6 protein-coding genes are annotated in these 7,186 nt (G+C 69.2%); 5 read left to right on the forward strand and 1 reads right to left on the reverse strand.

The features are described 5' to 3' along the window. The 4 genes from ON36_RS26930 to ON36_RS26945 all read left to right on the forward strand — a co-directional run. On the forward strand, positions 1–218 hold a 218-nt coding region (locus ON36_RS26930), incomplete at its 5' end, for a helix-turn-helix domain-containing protein (RefSeq protein WP_043659240.1). Between the two features lie 17 nt (positions 219–235). Further along, entirely contained in the window at positions 236–1,345 is a 1,110-nt protein-coding gene (locus ON36_RS26935; protein ID WP_043659244.1) for a hypothetical protein, read from the forward strand. A 118-nt stretch (positions 1,346–1,463) separates the two neighbouring features. Beyond that, a complete protein-coding gene (locus tag ON36_RS26940; RefSeq protein ID WP_043659247.1) occupies positions 1,464–2,825 on the forward strand; it encodes a S1 family peptidase in 1,362 nt (453 codons plus the stop codon). A gap of 80 nt (positions 2,826–2,905) precedes the next feature. Continuing rightward, positions 2,906–4,231, forward strand: a complete 1,326-nt coding sequence (locus ON36_RS26945) for a S1 family peptidase (RefSeq protein WP_157225025.1) — start codon at positions 2,906–2,908, stop codon at positions 4,229–4,231. Between the two features lie 264 nt (positions 4,232–4,495). On the opposite strand, the gene ON36_RS26950 is transcribed toward ON36_RS26945, so the two are convergent. Then, positions 4,496–5,218 (reverse strand): DUF8020 domain-containing protein, encoded by a 723-nt coding sequence (locus ON36_RS26950; RefSeq protein ID WP_043659252.1) that lies wholly within the window; start codon positions 5,216–5,218, stop codon positions 4,496–4,498. Between the two features lie 454 nt (positions 5,219–5,672). On the opposite strand from ON36_RS26950, the gene ON36_RS26955 reads away from it, so the two are divergent. Next, positions 5,673–7,186, forward strand: a 1,514-nt coding sequence (locus ON36_RS26955) for a 4Fe-4S dicluster domain-containing protein (protein ID WP_043659255.1), incomplete at its 3' end; no start/stop codon positions are given.

Here is a 7,186-nt window from a genome sequence, read left to right on the forward strand (position 1 = left end):
CCGCGGTGGAGCCGCGCATGCTGAGCGAGCGGGAACGCGAGGTCGCCGAGCTGATGCTGCTCGGGCTGACCTATCGGGAGATCGGCGCCCGGCTGTACATTTCCGCCAAAACAGTGGAGCATCACGTCGCACGAATCCGGCGGCGCATCGGCGCGCGGTCGCGATCGGAACTATTGTCGATGCTCCGCGCCATGGGACACGGCTCGCTGGCGGTGTGACCTGAAGGGAATCCGTGATGGCCACTGGGGTGGGCCTGCGCGTCGCCGACGACGAGAGCATCGCCGCCGTTGTCACCGAGGACGGGACCACGCACTACATCGTGCGGGAGTCCGTGCTGCATCTGGCGGCCGGTGCCGACGACGGTGACACCGCGCTGGGCGGCGAGCCGCCCGCGGACGCGCATTCGATCCGCGAGTTCGTGCGTGCCATCGGCGACCCGGCCGGGGTGGATGTCGACGGCGGCGAGGCCTATCGCGCCGAGGACCTGTTCGCCACGGCGATGTTCTGCCTGATCAATCTGGCCAGCGAGCATCTCAGCGGTCCGGCGGAGTTCTACGCGACCCATCCCCCGCAGTGGTCGGAGGCGACGGTGCGCGCGGTGCGCGAGGCCCTGGACTACCTGGGCCTGAAGTCGGTGGCGCTGCTCGGCGAGGACGAGATGCCCGTCGACGCCGACGCGCCAGGGGCGGGCAAGGCGTACGCGTCGGCGGCGGCGAACGCGGCGCTGGTCGCGGTGCTGGCGACCCCGGCGGGCGCCACGCCGCCGGATCCGATCGTCACCGAGAACTCGCTGGTGGCCACCGACGTGATGCCCGCCCTGTCGGTCCCGGTGCCGCAGGCGTACTCGGCCGCGGTGCCCGCGGTGCCCACCCCGACCGAGGTCCTGCCGCCGACTCCGGCCGCCGAGCCCGATTCCGGGCCGACGGCGCGGCCGGTGCGCGCGCGGACGCCGATGCTGATCGCCGCGGCCGCCGCGCTCGGCCTGATCCTCGGCGGGGTGCTCGTCTCGTTCCTCCTCCGCGGCGGCGAGCAGGTCCCGCAGCTGCCGGTGACCGACGCGCAGCCGGAAACCGCGCTGACCACGACCCCCGCGCCGCCCCTCGCCCCGCCGCCCGCCGAAACCACCACGCAGGCACCGGTTTCGCCACGGACGACGAGCGAGGAACCGGAGCCGACCACGACGACGGAACCGGCGCCGCCTCCGCCGCCGAGCACCACCCCGGACGCGACGACGACCACGCCGACCAGCCCGTCGCGGACCTCGACGACCAAGCCGTACCTGCCGTTCCAGACCTACCCCGGCGGCATGATGCCCGCGCCGCTGCCGCTGCCCGGTCAGTACTGATCGCTCCGCGATCGCCGTAACCGCGCCGGTATGCCGTCCTTGCCCTAGAGTGATGCGCTGACCGTCCCCGCCACCGGCTAAGGTGGCCTCGGTCACCCGGTGCCGACGAAGGGATTCCATGCGCAAGTTGGTGGCGCGTAGCGCCGCGGTCAAGGCTGCTTCCGTCGGATTCGCCGCGACCGTCCTGTTGGCACCTCTGCTCGGCTCCGGCCCGGCCTCCGCCGAACCCGCTGTGCCCCCGCAGCTTTCGGTGTCGGAGCTGCCCGCCGAACTCGTCACCGCGATCTCGCGCGACCTGCGCATGTCGCCGACCGAGTACCTCGACCGCGCGGCGCGCGCCCAGCAGCTCCGCGACTACGCCGACAGCTTCCGCGCCGAGCACCCCGAGACGTTCGCGGGCGCCTGGCTGACCGCCGAGGGCAAGGCGGTCATCGCGACCACCGACCAGCAGACCGCGAACCTGGCCGCCGCCGACGGCTACCAGACGCATCTGGCCCCCATCTCCGCCGGCGGATTGGAGGGCGCGCTGCTGCAGCTGGCTCAGTGGGTCGCCAACCTGCCCCAGCCGCTGTCGACCGCGATCGGTTCGGTCGCCGTCGATTTCCTCAACAGCCAGCTGGTGCTCAACGTGGCCAATACCCCGGCCGCGCACGCGCTCAACATCCCGACGCTGATCGCCAACGTGAAGGTCGTGCTGTCGCCCGGCAGCGGCGGCCCGGTGGAGAAGCGCCCGATGGGCGGCGACACCTACATCACCGCCGCGACCGACCTGCACGACACGAGCCTGCGCGGCGTCGACGTCTGCTCGTTCGGTTTCAACGCCACCGACGCCGCGGGCAACGCGCTCAACATCAGTGCCGGGCACTGCAATCCACTCGTGGAGTCCGACGGCAAGGCGCCGGTCTACGTGCCGAACGTGCGCGACATCCCGAACAGCCCCGAGGTCGGCAGCTTCGCCGCCTCGAACCTGGGCGGCGCGTCGGCACTCGACTGGTCGGTGATCCGCCTCAACGAGCGCGCGGTCAACGCGGGCATGGACCTGCCCCGGGTGCGCGGCGCCAACGGCACCACGGTGACCATCACCGGCACCGCCGAACCGGTCACCGGCGCGCCCATCTGCAAGACGGGCCAATCCTCCACCTTCACCTGCGGCTTCGTCTCCGCGGACCGGGTCGAGACCCAGCTCTACACCGCCGACGGCGTGTCCAAGACGATCCGCGGCTTCGCCAGCACCGCGTGCACCCTCGGCGGCGACAGCGGCGGCGCCATCTTCTCCGGCACCCTGGCCATCGGCATCACCAGCGGCTCCAACGCGTCCGAGGCGCCGAACTGCACCGAGGCCAACACCGAGCTCGCGCCCTACGGCGGCACCGCGTCCCTCGGGATCCCGATCCGGGCCATCCTGGGCGACATCGACGCCCGTTCCGGCGGCGGGGTCGGCAGCGGCGTCACGGTCCGCACGGGCGCGGCAGGTCACTGATCGGTACCCGGATGGGGTGAGTCAGGTAACTTGCCCCGTCCGAGTAGGCATAACCGCCACGAGCCCATATCATTCGCATCATGCTCTTGCCACGTATGGGTCGACCCTCGCTCGCCCGGCGCTCCTCGCGAGCGCGCAAGTCCGTGATCGCCGCTTCGGCGGCGATTCTCATGTTCGGCCCGACCATGGCCGTCGCCGATGCCGCGCCCGCGCCCGGTGCCGACCTGCCCGCGCAGCTGATCGAGGCCGTGACCAGGGACCTGAAGATCTCCCCCGAGGAGTACCTGCGCCGCGCCGACGTCGCGCAGCAGGTCGCCGCGTTCTCCACCACCGCCCAGCGGCAGTTCCCGCAGGTCTTCGGTGGCGCCTGGCTGGCCGACAACGGTAAGGCCGTGGTCGCGCTGGCGCAGGGCCCCGGCGCCGACGAGGCCCGGCGCGCCGCCGAGTCCGCCGGCTTCGAGGTCCGCAACGTCGCCAAGAGCGAGCAGACCCTGCGCGGCGAGAAGTCCGCGTTCCAGACCTGGCTCGACGCCCAGCCCGCCGCCGTCTCGGCGCTGGTGCGCGGCGTCGTGATCGACACCGTCAACAACGCGATCGCGGTCCGCGTCGACCAGGTCGGCCTCCCGCTGCCCAGCTTCATCGATCCCGCCCGCGTCGTCGTGACCGCGCCGCCGGTCGCGGGCGAACAGGCCCAGCTGCAGGCGACGCCGGTCGCGGGCGCCGGTGACGGCACCCTGGCCGGCGGCGACGGCTACGCCTCGATCTACGGCCGCACCTCGCTGCGCTGCTCGCTCGGCTTCAACGGCACCGACCGCGGCGGCAACGTCGTCAACATCACCGCGGGTCACTGCAACCCCGACCTCGGTTCGGCGGGCAGCGGTGACGCGGCGGGCGTCTACGAACTCAACGGCGACCGCGCGGGCGCTCAGCTCGGCTCGTTCCAGAAGTCGGTGCTCGGCAACCAGGACTACTCGATCATCAAGGTCAACGACGGTGCCCGCGGCCGCTTCGAGAACAACCTCGTGCGCGCGGGTGGCGGCGCCCCGATCGCGGTCGAGGGTGTGGCCATCCCGGTCGTCGGCGCTCCCGTCTGCAAGTCCGGCGCCCGCACCGGCTTCAGCTGCGGCGTGGTCAACGCCGTCGACCAGACCGTGCAGGTCGGCGACCGCCAGCTGACCCAGAGCTTCTCGGCCAACATCTGCGCCCTGCCCGGTGACTCCGGCGGCGCGGTGGTGACCGGACGCCTGGCGCTGGGCATCTCGAGCGCCTCCTCGGTCGCCGACTACCCGATCTGCGAGATCCCCAACATCATCGGCGCCATCACCGGTGACACCCCGCAGCTGTTCGCGCAGCCGCTGAGTGTGGTGCTGTCGGACAACCCGGGTCTGGCGGTCCGCACCAACTGACCGCGCGAGCACGAGCGCGCAAGAGCCCCACGAGAAGGCCGGTAGCCCTGAGCTACCGGCCTTCTCGCTGTCCCGGGGAACGTAACGTGATGCGGCGCAGTCAAGATCACGTGCGCGGCGACCTGGGTCGACGCGCGTAGCGGCCGCTACACGGCTCGCTGCCGGACGAAACCCGGCCGGGGGTACCCGGGATATGGGTCGGGACCCGGAAACGACTCAGGGCCCGCTCCGTTCGGAGCGGGCCCTGAGTGGGATCGGGAAAGATCAGTTGGTCTTGGGCTTCTCGGCCCAGGCGGTGGTGCCCTCGGGCGCCTGGATCACCTGGAGCAGTTCGATGCCCGCGGCCAGCAGGGTCGGGCCGCCGATGGCGACCATGCCGACGATGCCGCCGACCGCGGCACCCAGCGGCAGACCCGCGAGGCAGCCGACACCGAACAGCGGCAGACCGAAGACGCAGCCGACGACGGCGCCGATGGCGGTGCCGACGAAGGTGCCGATGGCGGTACCGATGCTGAACTTCGAGGAGAAGTCGTTGATCGCCTTCTGGTTCTCCTGCACCGAGGCGATCGACTCGGCCTTGACGACCGGCTTCACGCCGACGGGCTGACCGGCCAGGTCGACACCGGCGGGCTTCTCCGGGGTCAGCTCCAGCACGGTGGAGTCCTTGACGACCTCGGCCTTGGTCGGCACGTCGGTGCCGGCGACCGAGAACTGGATCGGCAGCGAGACGACCACGTTGCCGGTGGTGTCCTTGATCTCGGCGACCTTGGTCTTCGGAGCCTCCGGGGTCTCGCCCGGCTGCTCGACGATCGAGAAGGTGCCGTTCTGCAGGGTGGCGACGACGGTCTTGTCGACCAGCTTCACGGAGTACTTGATGTCCTGAGCAGGCGCCGGAGCCGCGGCGGGCTCGGCGTAGGACGTACCCATCGACGCCGTCATCGCACCGATGACCAGCGCGGCCGCCGCGGTGGTGCTGCGGAAGTTCATTGAGTTCCCATCATCAGGTGTGGCACAGGTGCTTTTTCGACACGCGAGACTCGTCATCCGGAACGCACTCGTTGTGAGATGCCCCCGAACCCTCCCCGAGCAGTGTGAAGATCGGCACAGCAGACAGAACGACTGGAGCCTAATAGACGGGCCGTCAAGAGGCCAGAAGTAATCACCGCTCGCGGAGTAAGCCTGTCCTTAGCAACAGGCGCCCGAGCGCGCGGTTTACGGTGTTCACCAGCGGACTTGGGTTACCGGTTGCGAAACATTTGTGTGATGTTCCTCACAGCCGAAAACCCGGTCAAGCCCCAGTAAACGAGGTCAAGGCGGGAAAGTCGATCTTACGCTGGACAACATATGTTACTGGTGAGTAACTTACTGCCGGTTACGATACGAGCCAACCGGGCGATCCGTCGCCCTGACTCTCGTGTTGCCTCTAAAGAAAGGTCGCGACATGAATGCCCTGACAGTGACGCTGGGCACGATTGGAGCGCTGCTCAGCCTCCTGTGTTGGGCGTCGTTCCTGGGCGGCGCCCGCAACATCGTGCGGATCATCATGGTCGGCCAGTCCGCACCGGACCGGTGGCGGCCGTTCGTGCCGCGCTTCAAGCAGATGCTGGTGGAGTTCATCGCGCACACGCGCATGAACAAGTTCCGCACCGTCGGCTGGGCGCACTGGCTGGTCATGATCGGCTTCCTGGCGGGCGCGCAGTTCTGGTTCATGGCCTACGGGCAGACCTTCGAGCCGACCTGGTCGTGGCCGTTCATCGGTGACACCTGGTGGTTCCACCTCGGTGACGAGATCCTCGGCGTCGGCACGGTCGTCGGCATCGCGACGCTGATGATCATCCGCCAGCTCAACCACCCCCGCCTGCCCGAGCGGCTCTCCCGCTTCAGCGGTTCCAAGTTCGGCCCGGCGTACTTCGTCGAGTGGGTCGTGCTCACCGAGGGCATCGGCATGGTGCTGGTGAAGTCCGGCGTGCTCGCCCTCGAGGGCCACTCCGCCTGGACCGACCCGATCACCGGCCAGATCGCCAAGATCATCCCGGCGAACGTCACGCTGATCTCGATCTTCGCGTTCATCAAGCTGATGTCCGGCATGGTCTGGCTGTTCGTCGTCGGCCGCAACATCACCTGGGGCGTGGCCTGGCACCGGTTCTCGGCCTTCCCGAACATCTACTTCAAGCGCGAGGACACCGGCGGTGTCGCCCTCGGCGCCGCCAAGCCGATGATGTCCAACGGCAAGGTCCTCGACATGGAGAACGTCGACGCCGACACCGACATCATGGGCGCGGGCAAGATCGAGGACTTCTCCTGGAAGGGCATCCTCGATTTCACGACCTGTACCGAGTGTGGTCGCTGCCAGTCGCAGTGCCCGGCGTGGAATACCGGTAAGCCGTTGTCGCCGAAGCTGTTGATCATGTCGCTGCGTGATCACGGCTACGCCAAGGCCCCCTACCTGCTCGCCGGTGGCCGCAAGGACATGGGCGGCGAGGAGATCGGCCTGGTCGACGCCGAGGGCAACGTCAAGGAATCGGCGCTGGCCAAGATTCCCGAGGCCGCCCGCGCCGAGGCCGAGCGTCCGCTGGTCGGTGGCGAGGACGTGCACGGCGTCATCGATCCCGAGGTGCTGTGGTCGTGCACGACCTGTGGCGCGTGTGTGGAGCAGTGCCCGGTCGATATCGAGCACGTCGATCACATCATCGACATGCGCCGCTACCAGGTGCTGATCGAGTCGGAGTTCCCCGGCGAGCTGGCCGGGTTGTTCAAGAACCTCGAGAACAAGGGCAACCCGTGGGGCCAGAACGCCAAGGACCGGCTGAACTGGATCAACGAACTCGATTTCCAGATCCCGGTCTACGGTAAGGACGCCGACAGCTTCGACGGCTACGAATACCTGTTCTGGGTCGGCTGCGCCGGCGCCTACGAGGACCGGGCCAAGAAGACCACCAAGGCGGTGGCCGAGTT

This window comes from Nocardia thailandica NBRC 100428, assembly GCF_000308795.1.
Lineage (GTDB): Bacteria > Actinomycetota > Actinomycetes > Mycobacteriales > Mycobacteriaceae > Nocardia > Nocardia thailandica.